Source organism: Burkholderia sp. ZZQ-2, assembly GCF_050768715.1.
GTDB lineage: Bacteria > Pseudomonadota > Gammaproteobacteria > Burkholderiales > Burkholderiaceae > Burkholderia > Burkholderia cepacia.
Map to the genome: position 1 here is coordinate 21,850 of NZ_LDVA01000092.1, position 24,475 is coordinate 46,324.

At 67.2% G+C, this 24,475-nt stretch carries 19 protein-coding genes and 1 tRNA gene; 9 read left to right on the forward strand and 11 right to left on the reverse strand.

The genetic code is table 11. The features are described from left to right. Positions 1-19: 19 nt before the first annotated feature. A complete protein-coding gene (locus tag ABY44_RS04405) occupies positions 20-2,044 on the reverse strand; it encodes an FAD-dependent oxidoreductase (RefSeq protein ID WP_060173824.1) in 2,025 nt (674 codons plus the stop codon). Positions 2,045-2,194: 150 nt separating this feature from the next. Between ABY44_RS04405 and ABY44_RS04410 the strand changes: the two genes are divergently transcribed. Beyond that, positions 2,195-2,731, forward strand: coding sequence for a PadR family transcriptional regulator (locus ABY44_RS04410; protein ID WP_021157238.1), 537 nt, complete (start codon positions 2,195-2,197; stop codon positions 2,729-2,731). Between the two features lie 100 nt (positions 2,732-2,831). Here the strand turns inward: ABY44_RS04410 and ABY44_RS04415 are convergent, their stop codons facing one another. From ABY44_RS04415 to wecB, 6 genes are all read right to left on the reverse strand, one after another. Continuing rightward, on the reverse strand, positions 2,832-3,812 hold the full coding sequence (locus tag ABY44_RS04415) for an NADPH:quinone oxidoreductase family protein (protein WP_060173823.1): 981 nt from the start codon (positions 3,810-3,812) through the stop codon (positions 2,832-2,834). Positions 3,813-3,960: 148 nt separating this feature from the next. Continuing rightward, entirely contained in the window at positions 3,961-5,790 is a 1,830-nt protein-coding gene (locus ABY44_RS04420) for an acyl-CoA dehydrogenase (protein ID WP_060173822.1), read from the reverse strand. Positions 5,791-5,898: 108 nt separating this feature from the next. After that, positions 5,899-6,666, reverse strand: coding sequence for a class II aldolase/adducin family protein (locus ABY44_RS04425; protein ID WP_060173821.1), 768 nt, complete (start codon positions 6,664-6,666; stop codon positions 5,899-5,901). Between the two features lie 68 nt (positions 6,667-6,734). Beyond that, on the reverse strand, positions 6,735-9,059 hold the full coding sequence (locus ABY44_RS04430) for a xanthine dehydrogenase family protein molybdopterin-binding subunit (RefSeq protein WP_060173820.1): 2,325 nt from the start codon (positions 9,057-9,059) through the stop codon (positions 6,735-6,737). Further along, on the reverse strand, positions 9,056-9,517 hold the full coding sequence (locus ABY44_RS04435) for a (2Fe-2S)-binding protein (RefSeq protein WP_021157241.1): 462 nt from the start codon (positions 9,515-9,517) through the stop codon (positions 9,056-9,058). The genes ABY44_RS04430 and ABY44_RS04435 overlap by 4 nt, the downstream gene beginning before the upstream one ends. Positions 9,518-10,122: 605 nt before the next feature. After that, complete coding sequence (gene wecB / locus ABY44_RS04440) at positions 10,123-11,340, reverse strand: non-hydrolyzing UDP-N-acetylglucosamine 2-epimerase (protein ID WP_059695625.1); 1,218 nt, start codon at positions 11,338-11,340, stop codon at positions 10,123-10,125. A 1,323-nt stretch (positions 11,341-12,663) separates the two neighbouring features. On the opposite strand from wecB, the gene ABY44_RS04445 reads away from it, so the two are divergent. Together ABY44_RS04445 and glmS are read left to right on the forward strand one after the other, a co-directional pair. Then, entirely contained in the window at positions 12,664-13,752 is a 1,089-nt protein-coding gene (locus ABY44_RS04445) for a hypothetical protein (protein WP_060173819.1), read from the forward strand. A gap of 49 nt (positions 13,753-13,801) precedes the next feature. After that, a complete protein-coding gene (gene glmS / locus ABY44_RS04450; protein ID WP_059695619.1) occupies positions 13,802-15,619 on the forward strand; it encodes a glutamine--fructose-6-phosphate transaminase (isomerizing) in 1,818 nt (605 codons plus the stop codon). 46 nt (positions 15,620-15,665) lie between these two features. On the opposite strand, the gene ABY44_RS04455 is transcribed toward glmS, so the two are convergent. Both ABY44_RS04455 and ABY44_RS04460 read right to left on the reverse strand, forming a co-directional pair. Beyond that, positions 15,666-15,742, reverse strand: a tRNA-Arg gene (locus ABY44_RS04455). Positions 15,743-15,929: 187 nt separating this feature from the next. Next, positions 15,930-16,760 carry an undecaprenyl-diphosphate phosphatase gene (locus tag ABY44_RS04460; RefSeq protein WP_027787856.1) on the reverse strand — a complete coding sequence of 277 codons (831 nt, stop codon included), beginning with the start codon at positions 16,758-16,760 and terminating at the stop codon, positions 15,930-15,932. A 478-nt stretch (positions 16,761-17,238) separates the two neighbouring features. Here ABY44_RS04460 and ABY44_RS04465 point away from each other — a divergent pair, with 478 nt between their 5' ends. From ABY44_RS04465 to ABY44_RS04485, 5 genes are all read left to right on the forward strand, one after another. Continuing rightward, positions 17,239-18,150 (forward strand): aldose epimerase, encoded by a 912-nt coding sequence (locus ABY44_RS04465; RefSeq protein WP_060173818.1) that lies wholly within the window; start codon positions 17,239-17,241, stop codon positions 18,148-18,150. Between the two features lie 161 nt (positions 18,151-18,311). Then, a complete protein-coding gene (locus ABY44_RS04470; RefSeq protein WP_027787858.1) occupies positions 18,312-19,013 on the forward strand; it encodes a peptidoglycan DD-metalloendopeptidase family protein in 702 nt (233 codons plus the stop codon). A 368-nt stretch (positions 19,014-19,381) separates the two neighbouring features. Beyond that, positions 19,382-21,001, forward strand: a complete 1,620-nt coding sequence (locus ABY44_RS04475) for an acyl-CoA synthetase (protein ID WP_060173817.1) — start codon at positions 19,382-19,384, stop codon at positions 20,999-21,001. A 76-nt stretch (positions 21,002-21,077) separates the two neighbouring features. After that, a complete protein-coding gene (locus ABY44_RS04480) occupies positions 21,078-21,401 on the forward strand; it encodes a DUF2288 domain-containing protein (protein ID WP_060173816.1) in 324 nt (107 codons plus the stop codon). Between the two features lie 10 nt (positions 21,402-21,411). Then, positions 21,412-22,782 (forward strand): MATE family efflux transporter, encoded by a 1,371-nt coding sequence (locus tag ABY44_RS04485; protein ID WP_060173815.1) that lies wholly within the window; start codon positions 21,412-21,414, stop codon positions 22,780-22,782. Between the two features lie 49 nt (positions 22,783-22,831). On the opposite strand, the gene ABY44_RS04490 is transcribed toward ABY44_RS04485, so the two are convergent. Further along, positions 22,832-23,008 (reverse strand): hypothetical protein, encoded by a 177-nt coding sequence (locus tag ABY44_RS04490; RefSeq protein WP_091922310.1) that lies wholly within the window; start codon positions 23,006-23,008, stop codon positions 22,832-22,834. 136 nt (positions 23,009-23,144) lie between these two features. Between ABY44_RS04490 and ABY44_RS04495 the strand changes: the two genes are divergently transcribed. Continuing rightward, entirely contained in the window at positions 23,145-23,315 is a 171-nt protein-coding gene (locus ABY44_RS04495) for a hypothetical protein (RefSeq protein ID WP_162922944.1), read from the forward strand. Positions 23,316-23,524: 209 nt separating this feature from the next. Here the strand turns inward: ABY44_RS04495 and ABY44_RS04500 are convergent, their stop codons facing one another. Further along, positions 23,525-24,331: a GNAT family N-acetyltransferase gene (locus ABY44_RS04500; protein WP_021157266.1), complete on the reverse strand. Its 807-nt coding sequence runs from the start codon at positions 24,329-24,331 to the stop codon at positions 23,525-23,527. Positions 24,332-24,475: the final 144 nt, after the last annotated feature.

Sequence of the window (24,475 nt, forward strand, 5' to 3'; positions counted from 1 at the left end):
GAAAAGAAACGAATCGGCGTCAAAGCGTCGCGGCCAGCGTCGTGCCCTGGTGAATCGCGCGCTTCGCATCGAGTTCGGCGGCCTCGTGTGCGCCGCCGATCAGATGCACGCGGCATCCGGCGGCCTGCAGTTGCTCTGCCAGTTCGCGCGACGGCTCCTGCCCCGCGCAGATCACCACGTTGTCCACCGGCAGCGTCTGTTCGACGCCGTCGATCGTCACGTGCAATCCTTCGTCGTCGATGCGACGGTACGTCACCGCCGACGACATGCCGACGCCGCGCGCCTTCAGCGCCGTGCGGTGGATCCACCCGGTGGTCTTGCCGAGCCCGTCGCCGATCTTCGATGCCTTGCGCTGCAGCAGATGCACCTGCCGCGCGGCCGGCTCGGGTTGCGCACGGCCCAGCCCGCCGGCACTCGCATACGATCGATCGACGCCCCATTCGTTGAAGAACCGGTCCGCGTCCACCTGTTCGCCGCCATCGCGATGAACCAGATATTCCGCGACGTCGAAACCGATGCCGCCGGCGCCGACGATCGCAACGCTGCGGCCCACGGCCTTGTCGTCGCGCAGCACGTCGAGATAACCGAGCGTCTTCGGATGCCCGACGCCGTCGATCGGCGGCGTGCGCGGCACGATGCCCGTCGCGATCACCACCTCGTCGAATTCGCCCTGCAGCAGCATCTCGGCGCTCGCGCGCGTGTTGACATGCAGCGTGATGCCGCGCAACTCGATCTGCCGGCGGAAGTAACGAAGCGTCTCGTTGAACTCTTCCTTGCCGGGCACCTTCTTCGCGATGTTGAACTGGCCGCCGATCTCGGCCCCCGCTTCGTACAGCGTCACCGCGTGACCGCGTTCGGCCGCCGTGACCGCGAAACCGAGGCCCGCCGGACCGGCGCCGACCACCGCGATACGCTTGCGCTGCCGTGCGGGGCGGATCACGAGCTCGGTTTCGTGGCAGGCGCGCGGATTCACGAGGCAGGACGTGATCCTGCCGCTGAACGTATGGTCGAGGCACGCCTGGTTGCAGCCGATGCACGTGTTGATTTCGTCCGCGCGCCCTTCCCGCGCCTTGCGCACGAATTCGGCGTCGGCGAGGAATGGCCGCGCCATCGACACCATGTCGCAATAGCCGTCGGCGAGCAGCTGTTCGGCGACTTCCGGCGTGTTGATCCGGTTGGTCGCCACGAGCGGGATGCCGACCTTGCCCATCAATTGCCGCGTGACCCACGCGTACGCGGCGCGCGGCACCTTGGTCGCGATGGTCGGAATGCGCGCCTCGTGCCAGCCGATGCCGGTATTGAGGATCGTCGCACCGGCCGCCTCGATCGCCTGCGCGAGCCGGATCACCTCGTCGAGCGTCGAGCCGCCTTCGACGAGATCGAGCATCGACAGCCGGTAGATGACGATGAAGTTCTTGCCCACCCGCTCGCGCACGCGCCGCACGATCTCGACCGCGAAACGGATGCGATTCTCGTAGGCGCCGCCCCACGCGTCGTCGCGGTGGTTCGTGCGCGCGGCAATGAACTCGTTGATCAGGTAGCCCTCGGACCCCATGATCTCGACACCGTCGTAGCCCGCATGCTGCGCAAGCGCCGCGCATCGTACGAAATCGGCAATCGTCTCGTCGACTTCGTCGCCGCTCAACGCATGCGGCGTGAACCGGTTGATCGGCGCTTTCAGCGCACTGGGCGCGGCGAGCGCCGGGTGATATGCGTAGCGCCCGAAGTGGAGAATCTGCAGCGCGATCCTGCCGCCCTCCGCATGCACCGCGCGCGTCACGACGCGATGGCGTTCGGCTTCCGCTTCGGTCGTCAGCATCGCGCCGCCCGGCGCCGGGCGGCCGCGTTCGTTCGGCGCGAAGCCACCCGTGACGATCAGGCCGGCCTCGCCTCGTGCGCGCTCCGCGTAGAACGCCGCCATTCGCTCGAATCCGTGCGGCGCTTCCTCGAGGCCGACGTGCATCGACCCCATCAGTACGCGGTTCCTGAGCGACGTGAAGCCCAGTTCGAGCGGGGTCGTCAAATGCGGATAGCGGGATGCCATCGAGTGTCTCCATTTTTATGCAACAAGTTGCACAGATGGTAGTTCACCGCGTTCGTTTACGCAACAAGTTGCATAAACGTGGCCCATGGCTTGTACTGTGGCCCCGATATGGCAAGATGCGGTTCATTCCGCTGCCTCCGCCGATCCGACATGTCCCTGCCTCACGCACTCCTCACCGCGCTCGCCGAACGTCCCGGTTCGGGGTCCGAGCTCGCCGACCGCTTCGATCGCTCGATCGGCTATTTCTGGCAGGCCACGCACCAGCAGATCTACCGCGAACTGGGGCGCCTCGAGGAAACGGGCTGGATCGAATCGCTGCCCGCCGAATCGGGGCGCGGCCGCAAGCGCGCGTACCGGATCCTGCCGGCCGGCAAAAAGGAACTGCGGCGCTGGATCGCCGAACCGGAAGATCCGACGCCGCTGCGCGAAGCGTTGATGGTGCGCCTGCGCGCGGAAGCGGTGCTCGGGCCGGCCGGCCTCGAGGACGAAATCAGGCGGCGCATCGCGCTTCACCAGGAAAAGCTCGACCTGTATCTGCAGATCGAGGCGCGCGATTTTTCGACGCCCGACGATTCACGCACGAAGCGCCTGCAGCATCTGGTGCTGCAGGCCGGCATTGCGAATGAGCGGTTCTGGGTCGAGTTTTCGCAGCATGCGCTCGACACGCTGCGCCTGCCGAAGGACTGAACCGGGTTCGCGCAGCGGCCGCCGGCACGGCTGCACCGGTGTCGCACCGGCGCACGCGGCCGTCGTGGCGCGCTTCGCGCCGCGACGCGCCATACCGTAGTCACGCGTCCGGCAGAATCACCACCTTGCCCTTCACCTGCCGGTTTGCCATCCGCGCGATCGCGTCGGTCGCGCCGGCCAGCGACACGCGCTCGGTGATCGCGGGCCGCACCTTGCCGGCCGCGAACCATTCGGCCAGCAAGCGCATGTTCGCGACATGCTGCGCCGGGTCGCGGCGCACCGCGTCGCCCCAGAACACGCCGAGAATGTCGCGCTCCTTGAGCAGCGCGAGGTTCAGCGCGATCTTCGGAATCTCGCCGGCCGCGAACCCAACGACGAGGAACCGACCGCGCCACGCGGTCGCGCGCAGCGCCGCCTCGCTGTATGCGCCGCCCACCGGATCGTAGACGACGTCGGCGCCGCGCCCGCCGGTCAGTTCGTCCACACGGCGGCGCAGGTCTTCGGTTGCATAGTCGATCGTCTCGTCCGCGCCGGCTTCACGGCACAGCGCGAGCTTGTCCGCGCTCGACGCCGCCGCGATCACGCGCGCGCCGAGCGCCTTCGCGATCTCGATCGCGGCGAGCCCGACCCCGCCCGCCGCGCCCAGCACGAGCAGCGTCTCGCCCGCCTGCAGCCGCGCTCGCTGCTGCAACGCATGCAGCGACGTGCCGTATGCGAGCACGAGCGCCGCGCCCTGCTCGAACGTCATCCCCGGCGGCAACGGAGCGATCTGGTGCGCATCGGCCAAACACTGCTGCGCGAACCCGCCGTGCCCCGTGAACGCGACCACCGAATCGCCGGGCCGCCACGCGGTAACGCCCTCGCCGACCGCGTCGATCACGCCGGCAAACTCGGCACCCGGCGAAAACGGCAGCGCCGGCTTCACCTGATACAACCCCTGGACGATCAGCGCGTCGGGAAAATTGAGCGACGCGGCCTTCACCCGGACCCGGACCTGGCCGGCCGCCGGTTCGGGAATCTCGACGTCTTCGATGCGCAGGCTGTCGATCGGGCCAAATGCGGTACACAACAGGGCTTTCATGCGCTTCTCTCTCCTTGCGCGGCGCGGCCGCGCATCGATGCGGTTTGCGGGATGTTCCCGCGCGCCCGGTTCAAGACGCATGTGCGATGGCCATCCGAGCCGGCCTTCGCGACATCGTCAGCATTCCGGAATGTCGGTGCGGCCACGTTCAGAACCACGCGTCGCGCATGTCGAGCGTCGTCGTGTCGACGCTCGACAGCAGATCGAGCTGTGCGTCCACTTTCGGCAATTCCCAGCGGAAGAAGTAGCGGGCGGCCGCACGCTTGCCGTCGTGGAAATCGCCGGTTTGCCCGTGCGCGGCGAGCGTCACGTCGAGCCACAGCCACGCGACGACGAGATGGCCGAACGCTTCCAGATAGACACTCGCGTTCGCGAGCCGCGCCTGCTGATCGCCGATCGCGCCGAGCTGCCGCGTGACGTCGACCAGCCGCGACCAGCGCTGCGCCAGCGCATCGGCCTGTTCTCGCAGGCCGGCATCGAGCGCCCGCGCGCGTTCGACGCTCGCGCCGATTCTCCCGTCGAGTGCGCGCAGCAGTGCGCCATCGTCCTGCGCGACCTTGCGGCCCAGCAGGTCGAGCGCCTGGATTCCGTGCGTGCCTTCGTGTATCGGGTTGAGCCGATTGTCGCGATAGAGCCGCTCGACCGCGTAATCGCGCGTGTAGCCGTAGCCGCCGTGCACCTGGATCGCGAGGTCGTTCGCCGCGAGACACCACTGCGACGGCCAGCTTTTCGCGATCGGCGTCAGGATGTCGAGCAGCCGCTCGGCCTGGGCGCGCACGGTCGCGTCGTCGTGCGCGCGCGCTTCGTCGACCAGCTTCGCGCAGTACAGGATCAGCGCGAGACCGCCTTCGACATAGGCCTTCTGCGCGAGCAGCATGCGCCGCACGTCAGGATGCTCGACGATCGGCGCCTGCGGCGCGGCGGCATCCTTGCCCGCCGGCCCCAGCGGACGCCCTTGAGGCCGGTTCCGCGCGTAGTCGAGCGCGTGCAGATAACCCGTGTAGCCGAGCGCCACCGCGCCCGCGCCGACACCGATGCGCGCCTCGTTCATCATGTGGAACATGTACGCGAGGCCGTGGTTCGGCCGGCCGACCAGATAACCGATCGCACCCTCCCGCCCTTCCGGCCGGTAGCGCGTGCCTTCGCCGAAGTTCAGCAGGCAGTTGGTGGTGCCGCGGTAGCCCATCTTGTGGTTCAGCCCGGCGAGCACCACGTCGTTGTGCTCGCCCTGCGCGGCGCCGTCGGTACCGGGCAGGTACTTGGGCACGATGAACAGCGAGATGCCCCGCGTGCCGGGAAGCAGCCGGCCGTGTTCGTCGGGGATCTTCGCGAGCACGAGGTGGACGATGTTCTCCGTCAACTCGTGTTCGCCGCCCGAGATCCACATCTTGTTGCCGGTCAGCCGGTAGCGCGGGCCGAGCGGCGAGTCGCACTCGAAATCCGCGCGCGTCGCGATGTCGGACAGCGACGACCCGGCTTGCGGCTCGGACAGGCACATGGTGCCGAAGTAGCGCCCTTCCAGCTCCGGGCGCGCAAACGCGTCGATCTGCGCGGGGGTACCATGCGCGACGAGCAGGTTCGCGTTGGCGACGGTCAGGAACGGATAGGCGGCGGTCGCGATGTTCGCGGCCTGGAAGAACAGGAACGACGCGGCTTCGACCAGCTTCGGCAAGCGCATGCCGCCGAGCGCTTCGTCGTGGCCCGCGGCGATCAGCCCGGCGTCCGCGAAGGCGCGCACGGCCGGTTCGACGTCGGGGATCAGCGTCACGCGCTCGCCGTCGAAGTGCGGTTCCTCGCGATCGCCTCGTGCCGCATGCGGCGCGAACAGGTCTTCGGCAATCCGCTCGCTGGTATCGAGCACCGCGTCGAAGGTCTCGCGACTGTGCTCCGCGTAGCGCGGCAGCGCGACGAGCGCCTCCGCATCGAGCCAGTCGTACAACAGGAACGCGAGATCGCGTCGCGACATCAACAAGCTCATCGTGCTGCCTCCCGGGGGCCGGCTTCGTCAGCCGAATGAAGGGTTCCGTGATTGCGAATGCTGGCAGGAATTTAGCACGGTCGTTCGCAAACAACAACGACGGATGCGCTAGTCCGCGTACCCCGGATTGCGCCGATCGAGCCGGCGCAGCAGCCCGGGCCAGACAAGCGCGCCGGCCCCCATGCCGCGCGTCACCGCGGCGATCTGCTGCTTGATGCCGTCGAGAATCGGCTGTGCGACCGGCAACAGCGCGGTGCCGCCGGCCTGCGCGCGCACCTGGATCATGCAGGCCGCTTCGAAGAAATACATCGCGACGAACGCATCTGCCGGCGTCGCCCCGACGGTCAGCAGGCCGTGGTTGCGCAGCATCAGGTTCGTGTGGGCGCCGAGGTCGCGCACGAGGCGCGCCTTTTCGCCTTCGTTGAGCGCAATGCCCTCGTAGTCGTGATAGCCGAGCGACGCCAGCACGCCGAGCGACTGCTGCGACAGCGGCAGCAACCCGCCCGCCTGCGCCGACACGGCGACGCCGTTGATCGAATGCGTATGCATCACGCACAGCGCGTCGTCGCGGGCCGCGTGCACCGCGCTGTGGATGGTGAAGCCGGCCGGGTTGATCTCGTACGGCGATTCGGACACCTTGCGTCCTTCGAGATCCACCTTCACCAGCGACGATGCCGTGATCTCGTCGAACATCATGCCGTACGGGTTGATCAGGAAATGATGCTCCGGGCCGGGGACGCGCGCGGAAATATGGGTGAACACGAGATCGTCCCAGCCGAACAGCGCGGTGAGGCGGTAAGCCGCCGCCAGGTTGACTCGCGCGTCCCATTCGGTGGGGGAAACCGCCTGCTTCACGCTGACATCGGACGAGGCCATGTCGACACTCCTTGTTCAAGGATGGAAGCGTACCGGGCCGCACGATACGGCCCGGCCCAGGGATTGCGTCACCCCGCGCGGGGCTTCGCGAGCTGATCGGCAACCGGCAGGCTGCGGATGCGCGTGCCGGTCGCCGCGAAGATCGCATTGGTCAGCGCGGGCGCGACGGGCGGCAGGCCCGGCTCGCCCACGCCGCCGAGCGGTGTCGCGAAATCGTCGGGCGCGACGAGATGCACGCGGATTTCACGCGGCGCCTCGTTCATTCTCAGCACCTGGAACCCGTTGAAGTTGCTCTGCTCCGGATGGCCGTCCTTGAACGTGATCTCGCCGTGCAGCGCGATGCCGAGCCCCATCACCACCGCTCCCTCGAGCTGCGAGCGTACGCGCTCCGGATTGACCTGCGGCCCGCAGTCGATCGCGATGTCGACCCGCGGCACCGTGATCTTGCCGTCGGCATCGACCTGCACCTCGCACACCGCCGCCGTATACGACACGAAGCTGCGATGCGCGGCGATCCCGAGCCCGTGCCCCTTCGGTAGCTTGCGCCCCCAGCCCGCCTCGCGCGCGACCGTCTCGACCACGCGCCGCAGCCGCCCGGTGTCGACCGGATACAGCGCCGGATCCTCGCCGTAGTTCACGTTCTTCACCGTGATGTGCGGCTCGAAACGCCGCGCGGGCCCGATCAGTTCGAGCAGGAAATCCTTCGGGTCGCGGCCGGCCGCGTGCGCCAGCTCCGACACGAAACTCTGGATTCCGAACGCATGCGGGATGTTGTAGACCGAGCGGAACCAGCCGATCCGCGTGTGCGCCTGCGCGGCCGGGTTCTCGATCCGCACGTTCGGGATCGCGAACGGCAGGTCCGCGATCCCCTGCGCGAGCTCGCCCGGCTGCTCGTGCACGATGCCGGCCCTGAAGGTCGACTGGATCGACGGCGCAACCGTGCGATGCTGCCACGCGACCACTTTCCCCGACGCATCGATCCCGCCGTCGAACGCTTCGAGCGACACGGCATGGAAGTAGTCGTGCGCGAGGTCGTCCTCGCGCGTGAACGTCAGCTTGACGGGCGCGCCGACCGCCTTCGACAGCAGCGCCGCCTCCACCACGTAGTCGGGCTTCGACTTGCGGCCGAAACCGCCGCCGAGCAGCGTCACGTTGACCGTCACGCGCTCGCCCGGCAACCCGAGCGCCTTCGCGACCTCGTCGCGCGTGGTCTGCGGCGCCTGCGTGCAGGTCCACACTTCGCATCGGCCGTCCGCCACGCGCGCGACGGCCGCGGGCGGCTCCATCGTCGCGTGCGCGAGATGCGGGATGTAGTAGGTCGCACGCACGCGTTTCGCGGCGCCGGCCAGCGCCGCCGCCGCGTCGCCGTCGTTGCGGATCACGTCGCCCGGTTGCGCGGCAGCCGCTTCGAGCGTCTTCCGATACGCGGCCGAGTCGTAGTTCGCATTGGGCCCGTGCTTCCAGTCGATCTTCAGTTGCGCGCGTGCCTGGATCGCCGTCCACGTGTCGCGCGCGACGACGGCCACGCCGCCGAGCGGCTGGAAGCCGGACGGCAACGGCGTCGGCGCGAGCGGCACGACCTTGACGACGCCCGGCAGCTTCTCCGCCGCCGACGCGTCGAACGACGCCACCGTGTCCCCGTAGGCCGGCGGGCGCGCGACGACCGCGTACAGCATGCCGTCGAGCCGCGTGTCGATCCCGTAGTGCGCACGGCCCGCGACGATGTCGCGTCCGTCGATCAATGCCGTTTGGCCCTTGCCGATATAGCGGAATTCGGCTGGCGCTTTCAGCGGTACGGTTGCCGGATCGGGTGCCGGCAACGCGGCCGCTTTCGCCGCCAGTTCGCCGAAGCCGAGCTTGCGTCCGCTCTTCGTGTCGACGACCTCATGCACGGTTGCCTTGACCTGCCGCGCATCGATGCCCCACGCCGCGGCGGCAGCCTGTTCGAGCATCGTGCGCGCCGCCGCGCCCGCGCGGCGCAACGCGGCGAAGCTCTGGCGCAAGCTGCGCGACCCGTCTGTATTCTGGTTGCCGTAGCGCGGCTCGTCGCCGACGGCCTGTGCGACCTTCACGCGCGCCCAGTCCGCGCCCAGCTCGTCCGCCACCACGAGCGCAACGCTCGTGCGCACACCCTGCCCCATCTCGGAGCGGATGCAGGTCACGGTGACCGTGCCATCGGGTGCGATCGCGACGAACAGGCGCGGATCGTCGCGCAACCCGTGCGGCATTCCCGCGCCGCCGTATCGCGGATCTGCACTGACGGGCGGCTGGCCCGGCACGGCCGCGCGCACGAGCGACGGCACGCCGAACGCGAGCAGCAACCCGCCGGACGCGAAGCCGAGCAGCAGCGCGCGACGGCTTTCGTTATGGACGGAGAGTTCGGGCGCGCTCATGCGGCACCTCCGCGGCGCACGGCCAGGCGGATCGCCGCGCGTATGCGCGTGTAAGTGCCGCAGCGGCAGATGTTGCCGGACATCGCATCGTCGATGTCGGCGTCGGTCGGATGGGGATTCGTCTTCAGCAACGACGCGGCCTGCATGATCTGCCCGGACTGGCAGTAGCCGCACTGCGCGACGTTCAGTTCCTGCCACGCCTGCTGCAGCGGATGGGTCAGATCGGTCGACAGGCCCTCGATCGTCGTCACGCGCTTGCCGGACGCGGCCGCGACCGGGGTGATGCACGACCGGATCGCGACGCCATCGACGTGCACGGTGCACGCGCCGCACAGTGCCATCCCGCAGCCGAACTTGGTGCCGGTGTGGCCGAGAACATCGCGCAGATACCAGAGCAACGGCATGTCGGGATTGCCGTCGAAGTGTTGCTCGCTACCGTTGACGGTCAGCGTGATCATCGTTCACCTCCTGGTTGCGATGCCCGCTTCGGGCAGGCATCGGGTGGGGATTCGAACGGCGCGGCGCACATTCCGAACAACCAGGCAGGGCGCCGTGTCGTAGGCCGCGTTGCCTGCAGGCACGGCCCGGCAGATGCTGCAAACGATGCTGCGGCCCGGTTGCCTGCGCAACATGGCAACGAATTCCCGGCCGCTCGCTCGTCCGCATGGATCGCCGATCCGCATTATCGAACCATTTCGGATTTGCCGTCGGATCGGGGGGATTCGGGCGTTTCAGGTAATCGGAGCGGGAAATTTGCCCGGAGATGGCGTGCCGCGACCGGTCACGCTTGCCGGAAAGGTGGGCTGGCGATTCAGGTTTCGACGTTTCGATGCACGGCCGCAGGTGGTTCGCTCTCGTTCTTGCACGGCGACTGGCCACGTTCGCCGGGCGCTGCGGCGCCGCGGTAGCAAAGGCGGACGACCAGACCCGCCCTGTGCAATCAGCGGGCCGAGAAACCGGAAATGATCGAGCGCGCAAACGCAAACGTCCGGCCGGCCTCCCGGCCGGACCGGATCATCCCGCGATTGCAACGAGCGGTTCAGACGCTAGCGCGCCACGATGCTCACCGCGACCTCAACGCCTGCAACCCCAGCGTGAGCGCGTTGAACGGCATTTCCGCCGCCCCCATCGAAAAGCTCGTCGCCTTCGTGGGTACGCCCGAGTTCCGCATCAGCGCGTGAACGATCCGCTCGCTCGCATGACCGTCGCCGTACGGATTGCTCGCGCGCGCCATCTCCCCGTAAGCGCTCTCGCTGTCGAACAGCCGCGACGCTTCCCACACGATCCGCTCCTGATCGGTACCGACGAGCCGCGCGGTACCGGCCTGGATCGCCTCGGGCCGCTCCGTCGTCTCGCGCGTGACGAGCACCGGCTTGCCCAGCGCGGGCCCTTCTTCCTGAATGCCGCCCGAATCGGTGATGATGAAATGCGCACGCGACATCAGGAATACGAACGACAGATATTCCTGCGGCTCGATCAGGTAGATGTTCGGCAGGTTACCGAGCCGTGCGCGCGCCGGCTCCCGCACGTTCGGATTCATGTGCAGCGGATAGACGAACTGGGCGTCGGGATAGCGCTTCGCGAGCGCGCACAGCGCATCGCAGAAATTCTGGAACGGTTCGCCGAAACTTTCGCGGCGATGGCCCGTGATCAGCACCATGCGCCGCGACGGCTCGAGAAACGGAAACTGTCCCGCGACCTTCTCCGTCAGCGCCGTCGTGCAATCCAGCATGCGCTTGACCTCGTGCAGCGCATCGATCACGGTATTGCCGGTCAGCACGACCGCCGCGCCCGGCACGCCCTCGCTGAGCAGGTTGTCGCGTGCCTGCCCGGTCGGCGCGAAATGCCACGACGATACCGCGTCGGTCACGCGGCGGTTCAACTCCTCCGGCCACGGCGACCAGATGTCGCCGCTGCGCAAGCCGGCCTCCACATGCCCGACCGGCAAATAGCGGTAGAAAGCCGCCAGACTGACCGCGAGCGTGGTCGTCGTATCGCCGTGCACCAGCACGACGTCCGGGCGCAACTCGTCGAAGACGACGCCGATTGCCTGCAGAATGCCGGTCGTCACGTCGGTCAGCGTCTGGCTTTGCCGCATCACGTTGAGATCGTAGTCGGGCTTGATGTCGAACAGCGTCAGCACCTGATCGAGCATTTCGCGGTGCTGCGCGGTCACGCATACCCTGGCGTCGACACCCGCCTGTGCTTTTAATGCACGCACCAGCGGTGCCATCTTGATGGCCTCCGGCCGAGTCCCGAACACAAGCAAAATCTTTTTCATCGTTATCCTCGTTGACCCATATCGCGCTGAATGACCCTGCTCGCGGCGCGAAGCATGTAATCAGACGGCACCTTCCGTACTCGCACGCGATCGACACGCTGCAGTGTCGCGGAGCGAGCGCGCCGCCCTGTCCACGTGGTCTGCGCCACGCGAATCGTCGTACTACCGGCGTCTCGTTGCACTTGATCAGTCACGTCATGAGTCGTTCCTCGCTTGGCCAGGCGTCACGTCCGTTCGTCACGTCCCCCTCCACTACAGCAATATTCAAACCAGTCGCACTGCGGCCGTGTCCGGTTCACACCGCATGCACCGTGCACACGCGATGCACGATGAAATGTTTCACAACTGCTACGCGTGTCGCATCGCCGGTCAAGCGCGATACAGGCAAAAATCCGGGCAGTTTCATGGCCCCTTCAACGGCGTCGTCCGATGAATCGCGGACGCGTGTCGCGCATTCGTTTCGCATCGGATCTCGCGGATCTGTCGAAGCGCGTTGCGTTTACTCGATCCGCCACTTTTGTCTGTGCAGCGGACGGCGCAATCGGCCGCTCGGCCGCGATCCCGCACGAGGGATTTACCTGACATGCAACGTCGTTCACGTCGCACGAATCGATGCATGCGAAATGTTGCGAATGTGTAACGCTGATCCGAAACGGGGCGGATACATCGACGCGCGGCCAATGCGGCGCATGCGCCTGCATGAATCGCATCGGCACCCCGGCCGATGCGCACACAACGAACGACACCGCGCGCATCACCGCGCAAAGTCACGCTGCCGGCGCGGTACGCGTTCGACAGACGATTCGCTGGACCCATCGAACGTGCGGGCTGCAATCCCGGTCGCGCGCGGGCAATCGGCCTGCACGCGGGCTGATTCTTCGATGAATCAAAATCCGCCGCCGCTGTCCGCGCCACGCCCCCGGCCTCCGCCCCTGCTCCTTGCTGCGCGCGGCATCGCGGCCGATGGCTCACGCCTTGCTTAATGACAGTCAGGTGTACCTCGAAGCACGCGCCGGACAGCGGACGAACGGGGACGCCCAAGCAACGAAGCCGGGAGGAAACGCGACGCGTCCGCCGGGAGCTAAAAACAAGCGCTCCTGCGCACCGCGCGTGCCGACGTGTCCTGTTGCAATACGCGATCCGCGGGCCAGGTTCAGGCTCCGATGCACGGAACTGCCTCGTGGACGCATATCCCGGTACGAGCCTCGGGTTCACCCGCATCACCGTGAACCGAGCCGCAACGTCGACACGCTCGCCAGGCGCGACGCGGCCAACGCCGCACCCGGCGACGATTGCACAGGACCCCGCGCAGGAGCCCAAGACATGAAACGGCCCGCGCTTTCCCCGACCGCACGCTCGCGCGTCGCGGCCACCATCGCACTGTGCCGCCTGTGGCACGTCGCCTGCTGTCTCGCCGCGTGCGGCTTCGCACTGCACGCGAGCGCCGCCGAGCTCCGGCTCGAAGGGCTGTACCAGCGCACCGACGGTGCGATCACCGTGCGCCTGAACGGCGTCGGCATCGATCCGTATTTCGCGGCAAAAGCGCTGCTCGCCGCGTCCGACGCGCAACTCGACGCCCGTCAGGCCGCACTCGCGTGGATCGCATGGTTGCTGCCGCGCCAGCGCCCGGATGGCGGCTTCGATCGCTACTGCGTGAAGGACGGCCGCTACCGCTCATGTGCCGAAGCGGAAACCGACGACGCGATGACGGCGACCTGGATCGAATTGCTCGCCCGCTTCGCGCCGCCCGGCGGCTTGCCCGCCGCGTGGGAACTCAGCCTGAACCGCGCCGCCATGCATCTGGAGACGCTGCTCGACAAGCCCTCCGGCGTGTATCAGATCTCGTCTTCACTGCACGTCGCGCTGCTGATGGACAACGTCGAGGTACACAGCGCGTTCCAGGCACTCGCGGCGTACTACGTCCGGCGCGCCGACTACACGCATGCGGGCCCGTGGAGCCTGCGCGCCGACCAGCTTGCCTCCGCGATCCTGAAGGTGTTCTGGCGCGGCACGGCATCCGGTTTTCGCGCCAGCACGCAGCAGGTCAGCGATGCGAGTTTTTACCCGGCGAAGATCGCGCAGATCCTCCCGCTCCTTTCCGGTATTCAGGTTCCCGAACAATCCAGCGAGGCGATCTATGCACGGTGGATCCGGAAGTACGGCAGGAGCTGGCCGCAACTTGCCAACACCGACTACCCGTGGAGCCTGATCGCGCTGGTCGCGGTCAAGATGAACGATTGGAGCACGGTTGCCTGCTGGCAAGCGCGATCGGGGCCATACCGGCACGGCGCGCACTGGAACGTATTGGAAGAGTCGCTTTATCTGGCATTCGAAAGCCGGATGGCCGATCCCGTCATCCCCGCTCGATGCGGGCTCACGACGGCGGCGGCAACGGCAACCGCATCGCGCTGACGCAACGGCGCGTGCGGTCCATGATCACTAAACGGGAAGGAGGCGTGTCATGTGTGGCATCGTCGGCGCAGTCGCGCAACGGGACATCGTCCCGATTCTGATTGAAGGTTTGCGTCGCCTCGAATATCGCGGCTACGATTCATGCGGCGTGGCAACGGTCGTCGACGGCCAGGCGCGCCGCGAGCGCAGCGTGTCGCGCGTCGCCGATCTCGACGCGCACGTGCGCACCGCCGGCCTGACCGGCAGCACCGGCATCGCGCACACGCGCTGGGCGACGCACGGTGCGCCGGCCACCTGCAACGCGCATCCGATCTTCTCGCGCGACGAAATCGCGCTCGTGCACAACGGCATCATCGAGAACCATGAAACGTTGCGCAAGCAACTTTCCGACGCGCACTACGAATTCGACGGCCAGACCGACACCGAGGTCGTCGCACACCTGATCCACAGCAAGTATCGCGGCGACCTGCTCGCCGCCGTGCGCGCGGCAACGTCGCAACTTCACGGTGCCTACGCGATCGCGGTGTTCAGCAAGCACGAGCCGCAGCGGCTGATCGGCGCACGGGTCGGCTCGCCGCTCGTCGTCGGCGTGACGGATGGCGAATGCTTTCTTGCGTCCGACGCGCTCGCGCTCGCCGGCATCACCGACCGCTTCATCTTTCTCGAGGAAGGCGACATCGTCGAGTTGACGCCGGGCGGCGTGCGCGTACTCGATCGCGGTGGCGCGCCGGTCGAGCGCGCGGTACAGACCATTTCGTCCGCGCAGGCCGCGGTCGAACTCGGGCCGTACCGGCATTTCATGCAGAAAGAGATATTCGAGCAACCGCAGGCCGTGGCCGCGACCATCCCGGATGCCGGGCTGTTCGATCCGGCCGTATTCGGCCCCGACGCCGCGCGCGCATTCGAGCAGATCGACAACGTGCTGATTCTCGCGTGCGGCACGAGTCACTATTCCGGCCTGACCGCGCGCCGCTGGCTCGAAACGATCGCGCGCGTGCCCGCCCAGGTCGAGATCGCGAGTGAATACCGTTACAGCGACGCGCTCGCAACGCCGAATACGCTGGTGGTGAGCGTGTCGCAATCCGGCGAGACCGCCGACACGCTCGCCGCGCTGAAGTATGCGCAGGCGCTCGGCCATATCGATACGCTGGCGATCTGCAACGTGCCGACCAGCGCGATGATGCGTCAGGCAGGCCTGCGCTTCCTGACGCGGGCCGGCCCGGAAATCGGCGTCGCGTCGACCAAGGCGTTCACGACGCAGCTCGTCGCGCTGTTCATTCTCGCCGTCACGCTCGGGCGGCTGCGCGGCTACGTCGACGATGCACAGCTCGCGCGCTACACGATGCAATTGCGGCGGCTGCCCGGCGCGCTCGAGGACGTACTTGGGCTCGAGCCGCAGATCGAGCGCTGGGCGGGGGAATTCTCGCAGCATGAAAATGCGCTGTTCCTCGGACGCGGGCTGCACTACCCGATCGCGCTCGAAGGTGCGTTGAAGTTGAAGGAGATTTCGTACATCCATGCGGAGGCGTATCCCGCGGGTGAGCTCAAGCACGGGCCGCTCGCGCTCGTGACGCACACGATGCCCGTCGCGACGATCGCGCCGAACGATGCGCTGCTCGAGAAGCTGAAGTCGAACATGCAGGAAGTGCGGGCGCGCGGCGGGCAGCTCTACGTGTTCGCCGACGCAGATACGCGGATCGACAACAGCGAAGGCGTGTCGGTGCTGCGGATGCCGGATTACTACGGGTTGTTGTCGCCGATCCTGCACGTCGTGCCGCTGCAGTTGCTCGCGTATCACGCGGCGTGTCTGCGTGGGGCGGATATCGACAAGCCGAGGAATCTGGCGAAATCGGTTACGGTGGAGTGAGGGGGGTACCGCGGGCGGACTGGTGAAGGTCTTCAAGTGCTGAGACTGGCCCGCCCTACACGACTCGAACGTGTGACCTACGGCTTAGAAGGCCGTTGCTCTATCCAGCTGAGCTAAGGGCGGTCGGGGAGAAAAGACACGGCCTGCACGAGCCGCATCTGACGCAAGACTTCGAGCACCGGCAAAACCGGCAAACCACAAACCACAAACCAGACTCGAAGCCCCGAAACAAAACGGGCCCGGCATGAAGCCGAGCCCGAAATTATACCCGATCATCGCGTCACATCATGCGAAACCGGCCAACGCAGCCTCAGACCGGCTGCGGATGCATCATGAACCAGCCGAGGCAGAACACGCCGGCGATCACGCAATACACGCCGAACGAAGCCAGCCGGCCACGCCCTTCGAAATAGCGCATCAGGAACCGCACGCTCAGGTACGCGGCGATCGCCGTCAGCACGCCGCCGAGCAGCGCATCGGCGAGCTGGTCGCGCGCATGGAACAGCTTCGGCAGTTCGAGCACGCCCGCCGCGAAGATGATCGGCGTACCGAGCAGGAACGAAAATTCCGCGGCCTTCTCCGCCGTCAGGCCCGCCGCATTGCCGGCGATCATCGTCAGCCCGCTGCGCGAGAAACCCGGAATCAGCGCGCCGATCTGTGCGAGACCGACGAAAAACGCCTGCTTGAACGTCATCTTTTCGGGTGCCTGATGCGCGCGGCTACGCTGGATGCGATCGCCGAGCCACAGCAGCACGCCGTTCACGATCAGCGCGATCGCGACGATCCGCAGGTCGTGGAACACGCGTTCGATGCGCTTCTCGAGGAGCAGCCCGACGATGCCGGTCGGGATCGTACCGATGATGAGCGCCCACATCAGGTGCCCGTCGTCGTTCTTGCGGCCGCCGAGCTGCGCGAAGAAGCCGCCGATCAGCGCGATCCAGCGCGCGCGGAAGTACCACAGCAGCGCCAGCGCGGTGCCGAGGTGCAGCGCAACGAGGAACGGCAGCAGTTGCGGTGCGTGCTTGTCGATGTGCATGCCGAACAGCGCCGGCACGAGCAGCGTATGGCCAAGGCTGCTGACGGGAAAGAGTTCGGTGACGCCCTGCAGGACGCTCAGGAATACCAGAAACCAGAGACTCACGCGTCGGTCCTTTTAATGAAGATTGAGCGGGAAGAGAAGCGGACGACGCGATGCGCGTCCGAAAAAACGCGCCCCGATTATGCCGAGCCCGGATTACTGCGCCAAGGCATTTGGCGGGATATTGCGGCAATGCACACAAACGCTTGCAACTTGTAAGCGCCCGGAAAGCAAAAAGCCCGCCATTTGCATGGCGGGCCTTTCGATTTCGGCAGGAATTGCCGTCAGCGGCCGAGCTGATAGAAAAATAATACCGTGCTGCCCGTGAACATGCCGAACAGTGCGAGTCCCATTGCCATTGCCAGATCCATGGCCCCCTCCACGAAGTGTCATGACCCGGCAACCTCACCGGTTTAGAGGCATTATCCCGACCGTTGACGGTCTTAAAAACTCGCGATTTCCCGAGAAGGGTTTTCCCCAAGCCGCCACGGCCCGATAATGGAGCGCGCCGTTCCCGTTCACCCGCCCAACCCGATTCGCCATGCCGACCTTCCAGCAACACGACATTCACGAACTTCACGCCGGCCCGTCGCTCGTCCGGGTCGCTCCGCAATTCGGCGGCCGCCTGCTGTCATGGGATGTCGACGGCGAACCGGTCATCTTCTGGCCGGAAACGGCCGACTGGAGCAACCTCGCGCGCGTGCGCGGCGGCAACCCGCTGCTGTTCCCGTTCCTCGGCCGTCACCGCGTCGACGGCGAGCTCGGCCGCTGGCGCGACGCCGCCGGCGTGGTACGCGACCTGCCGATGCACGGCTTCGCGCGCGACCTGCCGTTCGCCGCGCAACCGTCGGCCGACGGCGCCTCGTTGTCGATGACGCTCGACGCGACCGACGCACTGCGCGCGAGCTACCCGTTCGATTTCCGGTTCGAAACGACCTACCGGCTGGCCGACTCGCACACGCTCGAAGTCGCGCTGACGACAACCAATCGCGGCGACACGCCGCTGCCCTACTACGCCGGTCACCATTTCTATTTCGCGCTGCCGCACGGCGAACGCGCGGAAACCACGCTCGAACTGCCGCCCACGCATCGCTGCGCGCAGCAGCCGGACGGTTCGATCAGCCCGCCCGAGCCGGGCGAAGCGCGCTATCGCCTCGACAACCCGGATATCCTCGACCGCTTCCACTGCCTCGACGGCGTGCCGGCCACGCCGGTGCGCATCGTGATGCCGGGCCGGCGCCGCACGATCGAGATCGCGCTCGACGTGCCGGGCTCGATCCCGTGGTACGCGGTCACGACCTGGACCGAAAAGCCGGATTCCGACTTCTATTGCGTCGAACCGTGGCTCGGCCTGCCGGACGCGATCCACAACGGCCTCGGGCTGCGCATGCTCGCGCCGGGCGCGACCGAAACGGCCACGCTGCGGATTCGCGTCCTCCCGCTCGCCAGCTGAAACGTGGGCCGAGACGCCGGCCACGCGGGCTGAGACGCCGGCCGAACCGGCGTCCGACGCCCCGGCAACGGCACAAACTGCGGTGCGCGGGTCGAACCCGTTAAAATCGGACGTTTTGTGTTGCCTGCCGCGTCACGAGCGGCAGGGTCTTGCGAGGTTCAATGTTCGGAACAACAACGAAGCGACTCTTCGCAGCCGCCTGCGCCGCCCTGCTCGTCGCGTGCGGCTCCGCGCCCGTCGGCCCCGGGTTCTATCGCGTCGAACGCGGCGATACGCTCTACAAGATCGCGCGCGACAACCGCACGTCGGTATCGAACATCGTGCGCTGGAACCAGATGACGAACCCCGATGCGATCGAAGTCGGCCAGGTGCTGCGCGTCGCGCCGCCGCCCGGCACGACCACCGCATCGACGCCGTCGACCACCGGCACCGGCAGTGCCGGCCGGGCCCGCCCCGCGCCTTCCGCACCGGTTGAATCGGCCGTCAAGCCGGCCACGAGCATCGCGCTGATCTGGCCGGCGGCCGGCAACGTGGTCCGCACGTTCGACGGCTCGAAATCGAAGGGGATCGACATCGCGAATTCGCCGGGTACACCGGTGGTCGCGGCCGCGCCGGGTGTGGTGGTCTACGCGGGTAACGGGCTGCGCGGCTACGGCAACCTGATCATCCTCAAGCACAACGCCGACTACCTGACCGCCTACGCGCACAACCGTGCGCTGCTGGTGAAGGAAGGCCAGTCGGTCACGCAGGGGCAATCGATCGCCGAGATGGGCAACAGCGACAGCGATCGCGTCGCGCTGCATTTCGAATTGCGCTACGGCGGCCGGTCGATCGACCCGTCACGCTACCTGCCGGCGCGTTGAGCGCCCGACGAACGACACGCGACGCCGGCACGCATCGCGTGCCGTCGCGGTGAAAATCGGGAAAGGTGATGTCAGCGCTTGCGCAGACGTCCGGTGAAACGGCCGGACAACGGATCGACGCGACAAGCGAACGCTACCAGCACGCCGATTCCGATCAGGCTGAACCCCGCAGCTATCAGAAGCAAATCCATGGTCACACACTGATTTTTAAGTGATCTTATGCGTCATTGCGGAATCGTGCACTGAGCCGCAGCAATTGGACGAGTGCGAGGATTCCCTACCCTCAGGCGTCATTGTGGATTCCCCTGCGTGAAACCCTGATGTAAGCCGTTCGCCTGACACCACGCCGCCACCCAGGAGACACTGCGATGCTGCCCGCCACCGACCGCTACGACGACCTGCTCTCCCGCTTCGCGTGGGACGTTCCGGCCCGCTACAACATCGGCGTGGACGTCTGCGACAAATGGGCGGACGGCAGCGGACGCCTCGCGCTGATCCACGAAACGGCGCAAGGCGACGTGTCCCGCATCACATTCGACGACCTGAGGAATGCCTCTAACCGGCTCGCGAACAGCTTCGTGCGCGCCGGCCTGCGGCGCGGCGACCGCATCGGCATCTTTCTCGCGCAGGGCCCCGAAACGGCCATCGCGCACCTCGCCGCGTACAAGCTCGGCGCCATCGCGGTGCCGCTCTTCACGTTGTTCGGCGTCGATGCGCTCGAATACCGGCTCGCGAACAGCGAGGCGGCCACGCTCGTTACCGATGCGGCCGGCTACGCGAAAATCGCATCGCTGCGCGCGCAGTTGCCGGCACTGCACACCATCTATTGCATCGGCGACGATGCGCCCGACGCTCCCGGCCTGCTGCGCTACGACGCGGCGCTCGCCGCCGAGACGCCCGACTTCGTGCCGGCTGATACGGCCGCCGACGATCCGGCGCTCATCATCTATACGTCCGGCACGACGGGCAAGCCAAAAGGCGCGCTGCACGCGCATCGCGTGCTACTTGGCCACCTGCCGGGCGTCGAGATGTCGCAGCAGTGCTTCCCGCGCGACGCGCGCCTGTTCTGGACACCCGCCGACTGGGCATGGATCGGCGGCCTGCTCGACGTGCTGCTGCCATCATGGCATCACGGCGTGCCCGTGCTCGCCCGCCGCTTCGAGAAATTCGACGGCGACGCCGCGTTCGCGCTGATGGCCCGGCACGGCGTCACCCACGCGTTCCTGCCGCCCACCGCACTGAAGCTGATGCGCACCGTCCCGGCACCGCGCGAACGCTACGCGCTGTCGCTGAAATCGGTCGCGAGCGGCGGGGAGACGCTCGGCACCGAACTGACGGCCTGGGGACGCGACGCGCTCGGCGTGACGATCAACGAGTTCTACGGGCAAACCGAGTGCAACATGGTGCTGTCGTCGTGCGCGGCGCTGTTCGATGCGCAGCCCGGCGCAATCGGCAAGGCGGTGCCCGGCCATGCGGTCGCGATCGTCGACGCGGACGGCACGCCGCTGCCGCCCGGCGTCGAAGGGCGCATCGCGGTGCGCCGCCCCGATCCGGTGATGTTCCTCGAGTACTGGCGCAACGCCGACGCGACCCGCGACAAGTTCGCGGGCGACTACCTGCTCACCGGCGATACAGGCATGATCGACGCCGACGGTTTCGTCCGCTTCGTCGGCCGCGACGACGACGTGATCACGAGCGCCGGCTACCGGATCGGCCCGGGCCCGATCGAGGACTGCCTGCTCACGCATCCGGCGGTGCGGATGGCGGCCGTCGTCGGCGTGCCCGACGCGACGCGTACCGAGATCGTCAAGGCGTTCATCGTGCTGAATCCCGGTCACGCCGGCGACGATGCGCTCGTTCAGGCACTGCAGGCCCACGTGCGCACGCGCCTCGCCGCCCACGAGTATCCGCGCGCGATCGCGTTCGTCGACAGCCTGCCGATGACCCCGACCGGCAAGATCGTGCGCCGCGCGCTGCGCGACGCGTAAGCGGGCCGCCACCCGCGCCGCCCGCCCGGCCGGATGGTTTATAGTGGCGCCACCACGCAGTCTTTCCAAGAAAACGATGTCCTCTGATCACCACGCCGCCGCGGGCGCGTCGCACAGCCCCCTCTACGCCAAACTCCTCGGCGAAACCGCCAAGATCGACTGGTGCGATCTCGAACGCTTCTTCGCACAGGGCAAGCTGCTGTCCGTTGCGCGCGACCTCGATCTCGTCAGCGTCGCGGAAGCGGTTGCCGCCGACGACGCCGAACAGGTCACGCGCTGGCTGTCCGCGGGTTTCGTCGCGCGCATGCCGGCCGAAACCGCCGCCGATTACGCGGCGCGCAACCCAGAGCTGTGGGCAGTCGTCGTCTCGCCGTGGGTGTGCGTGCAGGAACGCGCCTGACGCGTCCGCCATGTCCGAATCCGCGTTACCGCACGGGGCCGGCACGGGCTCGGCCACCGTCACGCACCGGCGCGTCCTCGCGCTCGCGTTTCCGATCGTCCTGGCGAACCTGACCCAGCCGATCCTCGGCGCCGTCGACACGGCCGTCGCCGGCCACCTCGACGGCGCGCAGTATCTCGGCGGCGTCGCGCTCGGCGGGCTGTTCTTCAATTTCGTGTTCTGGGGATTCGGTTTCCTGCGAATGGGGACGACCGGTCTCGTCGCGCAGGCGCACGGTGCCGGCGACGCCGCCGGGATCCGCCTGAACGTGCTGCGCGCGTTGATCGTCGCGTTCGCGCTCGGCGCCGCGGTGCTGGCGCTGCAGGTGCCGCTGCTGTCGTTTGCGCTGTCGGCGCTCGGCGGCAGCGATGCCGTCCGCGCGACTGCGCTGTCCTACAGCCACGCGCGTATCTGGAGCGCACCGTTCGCGCTCGCGAACTACGTCGTGCTCGGCTACCTGCTCGGTGTGCAGCGCGTGCGGCTCGCGCTCGTCGCGCAGGTGTTCATCAATGCGGTCAACATCGGCGCCGTCCTGCTCTACGTGTATGGCTTCGGCTGGGGCATTGCCGGCATCGGCGCCGCGACGGCCACGGCAGACGCATGCGGCTTCGCGCTCGGCGCATGGATGCTGTGGCGGCTACGGCCGCGCGGCCTTGCGCCGATCGCGGTACGTGCACTCGCCGACCGCGTCGCACTCAAGCGGCTGATCGCGCTCAATCGCGACATCTTCCTGCGCACGCTGTGCCTGCTCGGCGCATTCGGCTGGTTCGCGCACCTCGGTGCGAAACAGGGCGATGCGACGCTCGCGGCAAACGCGCTGCTGCTGAATTTCCAGACGTTCATGGCGTACGGCCTCGACGGCTTCGCGCATGCGGCCGAGGCACTCGTCGGCGCGGCGGCCGGCGCACGCGACCGCAGTGCCTTCCGGCAGGCCGTGCGCGTCACCCTGCTCTGGTCGGCGCTCGGCGCGCTGCTGTTCGCGCTGGTGTACTGGGCCGCCGGCAGCTGGATCGTCGCGCGCCTGACCGATCAGGCCGAGATCCGCGAGGTTGCGCTGCGCTACCTGCCGTGGGCCGCGATTTCACCGATCGTGTCGGTCTGGGGCTTCCTGCTCGACGGCGTCTTCATCGGTGCGACGCAGACACAATCGCTGATGCGCGCAATGGTCGCGTCGCTCTCGATCTTCGTTGTCGCCACACTCGCCGCCGTCGGCACCTTCGGCAATCACGGCCTCTGGTTCGCGCTGCTGCTGTTCATGGCCGCGCGCGGCGCGACGCTGGCGCGCTACCTGCCGGGGCTGTTGCGGCGCATCGGCACCGATACACCCGCGGCCCGCGCCTGATGGCGCGCCGAACCGGCCCTAAGCGGGTCCGAGCGGCCTTAAACATCCGTTACTGCGCCGGTTTGGGCGGCGGTGCATCGAGCATCGTCGGCGGCGTCATGTCGGTCGGCACGCCGTGATAGTCGGCCGGATCTTCCGGCGGATGGCCGCGACGGGCCTGATGAGGATCGCTGGTACAGGCAGCGAGAAAAGATGCGGCCAGCACGGCCAGCATGAAACGGGTCATCGGGTAAGGCTCCGGAAATCGGCGCGCCCATCGCACGCCGGGACCGCGCCGAGTCTAGCGGAAATCCTGCTTCGGAGTCGCGCCGCGCATGTCCTACTATGTACGCATGGCGCTGTGCCGTGGAAAGGAGGCTGCCATGTCGTCTGAGGAAATTGCCGGCCTGATCGGCCTGTTCATCGGCCTGATGGTGTTCGTCGCCCTGTCGTTCTTCGAGTCGCGCGAATACAAGCGCAGCCATGGCGGCGAAGGGATCATCCATCACTGGATGGCCGAACACCACCTGCTCGACTGGCGGCGCAAGCACTAAGCGCGCCGCTGCCGTCCGGCCCTCCCCCGGGCCGTTCCCGAACGTGCCGTCTCACGGCACGCCGGTGATCGCGTATCGCCGAAATTAACGGGGCCCGATTCACACACGTCGATCAAATGGACGAACGCCGTCGCGCGGCTCATGCCGCACGACGGCGTTCGCGTGCACGCGCCCGAACCAGCAGGCGGGCGCGACGCGGTTCAGACGGCTCAGCCCAGGAAGTGGCGGGCGTAGCGCGCGTTGATGTCGGACAGACGGAACAGCGTCAGGAAATCCGCGCAGTTGAAGTCGGGATCCCAGGCCGGCGCACCGCAGATCTTCGCGCCGAGACGCAGGTAACCCTTGATCAGCGGCGGCGGCGCTACAACGGTGCCCGTCTGCAATTCGTCGACCGGCAGGGCCGTATGCGGGAACGCACGATACTCGGGCGCCGTCAGCGAACCTGCCGACAGCGACTGGTACAGGTTCGCCGCATAGTGACCGCCGTCGGCCATCGACACGCTCGCGCAGCCGAGCATCGTCTCGTAGCCGTTCTGCATCATGTACGTGCCGAGACCGCCCCACAGCGCCATGATGACGGCGCCGCTGCGGTAGTCGCTGTGCACGCACGAGCGGCCGACCTCGACCATCTTGCCGCGCAGGTGCGTGAGGCGCGACAGGTCGAATTCGCCTTCGGCGTACAGGCGGCCGACACGCGCCGCCTGGTGCGGCGGCAGCACGCGATACGTGCCGACGACCTTCAGGGTGTCGAGATCGCGAACCAGCAGGTGGTCGCAGTACGCATCGAACGGATCGACGTCGAGACCGGAGGGGCCGCTGACCTGCGCGCCCATCTCTTCGGCGAACACGCTGTAACGCAGGCGCTGGGCTTCGCGCAATTCGTCTTCCGTACGCGCCCACGCGGCGCGCAGGCGATACTCCGATGTGACGGTTTCAGCAGCGCGCGGCAGGAGGCGCCGCGACGTGTCGAGGGGCAGCGAGGCAAAAGGGAGCGTAGGCGTCGGCAGTTCTCGCATTAGGCTTTCCTGATCGTAAGGAATAGGACGACATGCCCGCCAATGTAGTAATCGGCCGTGACCGTTATGTGGCACGACCGTGTCCTTTCAATGACGTGTCGCCGAATTGACTTTAGCAGAAAGCTTGCGAAACCGTATGACGAA

Coding starts and splice junctions, on each gene's coding strand:
- ABY44_RS04405 (WP_060173824.1), bottom strand. CDS start 2,044: ATGGCATCCCGCTATCCGCATTTGACGACCCCGCTCGAACTGGGCTTC.
- ABY44_RS04410 (WP_021157238.1), top strand. CDS start 2,195: ATGTCCCTGCCTCACGCACTCCTCACCGCGCTCGCCGAACGTCCCGGT.
- ABY44_RS04415 (WP_060173823.1), bottom strand. CDS start 3,812: ATGAAAGCCCTGTTGTGTACCGCATTTGGCCCGATCGACAGCCTGCGC.
- ABY44_RS04420 (WP_060173822.1), bottom strand. CDS start 5,790: ATGAGCTTGTTGATGTCGCGACGCGATCTCGCGTTCCTGTTGTACGAC.
- ABY44_RS04425 (WP_060173821.1), bottom strand. CDS start 6,666: ATGGCCTCGTCCGATGTCAGCGTGAAGCAGGCGGTTTCCCCCACCGAA.
- ABY44_RS04430 (WP_060173820.1), bottom strand. CDS start 9,059: ATGAGCGCGCCCGAACTCTCCGTCCATAACGAAAGCCGTCGCGCGCTG.
- ABY44_RS04435 (WP_021157241.1), bottom strand. CDS start 9,517: ATGATCACGCTGACCGTCAACGGTAGCGAGCAACACTTCGACGGCAAT.
- wecB (WP_059695625.1), bottom strand. CDS start 11,340: ATGAAAAAGATTTTGCTTGTGTTCGGGACTCGGCCGGAGGCCATCAAG.
- ABY44_RS04445 (WP_060173819.1), top strand. CDS start 12,664: ATGAAACGGCCCGCGCTTTCCCCGACCGCACGCTCGCGCGTCGCGGCC.
- glmS (WP_059695619.1), top strand. CDS start 13,802: ATGTGTGGCATCGTCGGCGCAGTCGCGCAACGGGACATCGTCCCGATT.
- ABY44_RS04465 (WP_060173818.1), top strand. CDS start 17,239: ATGCCGACCTTCCAGCAACACGACATTCACGAACTTCACGCCGGCCCG.
- ABY44_RS04470 (WP_027787858.1), top strand. CDS start 18,312: ATGTTCGGAACAACAACGAAGCGACTCTTCGCAGCCGCCTGCGCCGCC.
- ABY44_RS04475 (WP_060173817.1), top strand. CDS start 19,382: ATGCTGCCCGCCACCGACCGCTACGACGACCTGCTCTCCCGCTTCGCG.
- ABY44_RS04480 (WP_060173816.1), top strand. CDS start 21,078: ATGTCCTCTGATCACCACGCCGCCGCGGGCGCGTCGCACAGCCCCCTC.
- ABY44_RS04485 (WP_060173815.1), top strand. CDS start 21,412: ATGTCCGAATCCGCGTTACCGCACGGGGCCGGCACGGGCTCGGCCACC.
- ABY44_RS04490 (WP_091922310.1), bottom strand. CDS start 23,008: ATGACCCGTTTCATGCTGGCCGTGCTGGCCGCATCTTTTCTCGCTGCC.
- ABY44_RS04495 (WP_162922944.1), top strand. CDS start 23,145: ATGTCGTCTGAGGAAATTGCCGGCCTGATCGGCCTGTTCATCGGCCTG.
- ABY44_RS04500 (WP_021157266.1), bottom strand. CDS start 24,331: ATGCGAGAACTGCCGACGCCTACGCTCCCTTTTGCCTCGCTGCCCCTC.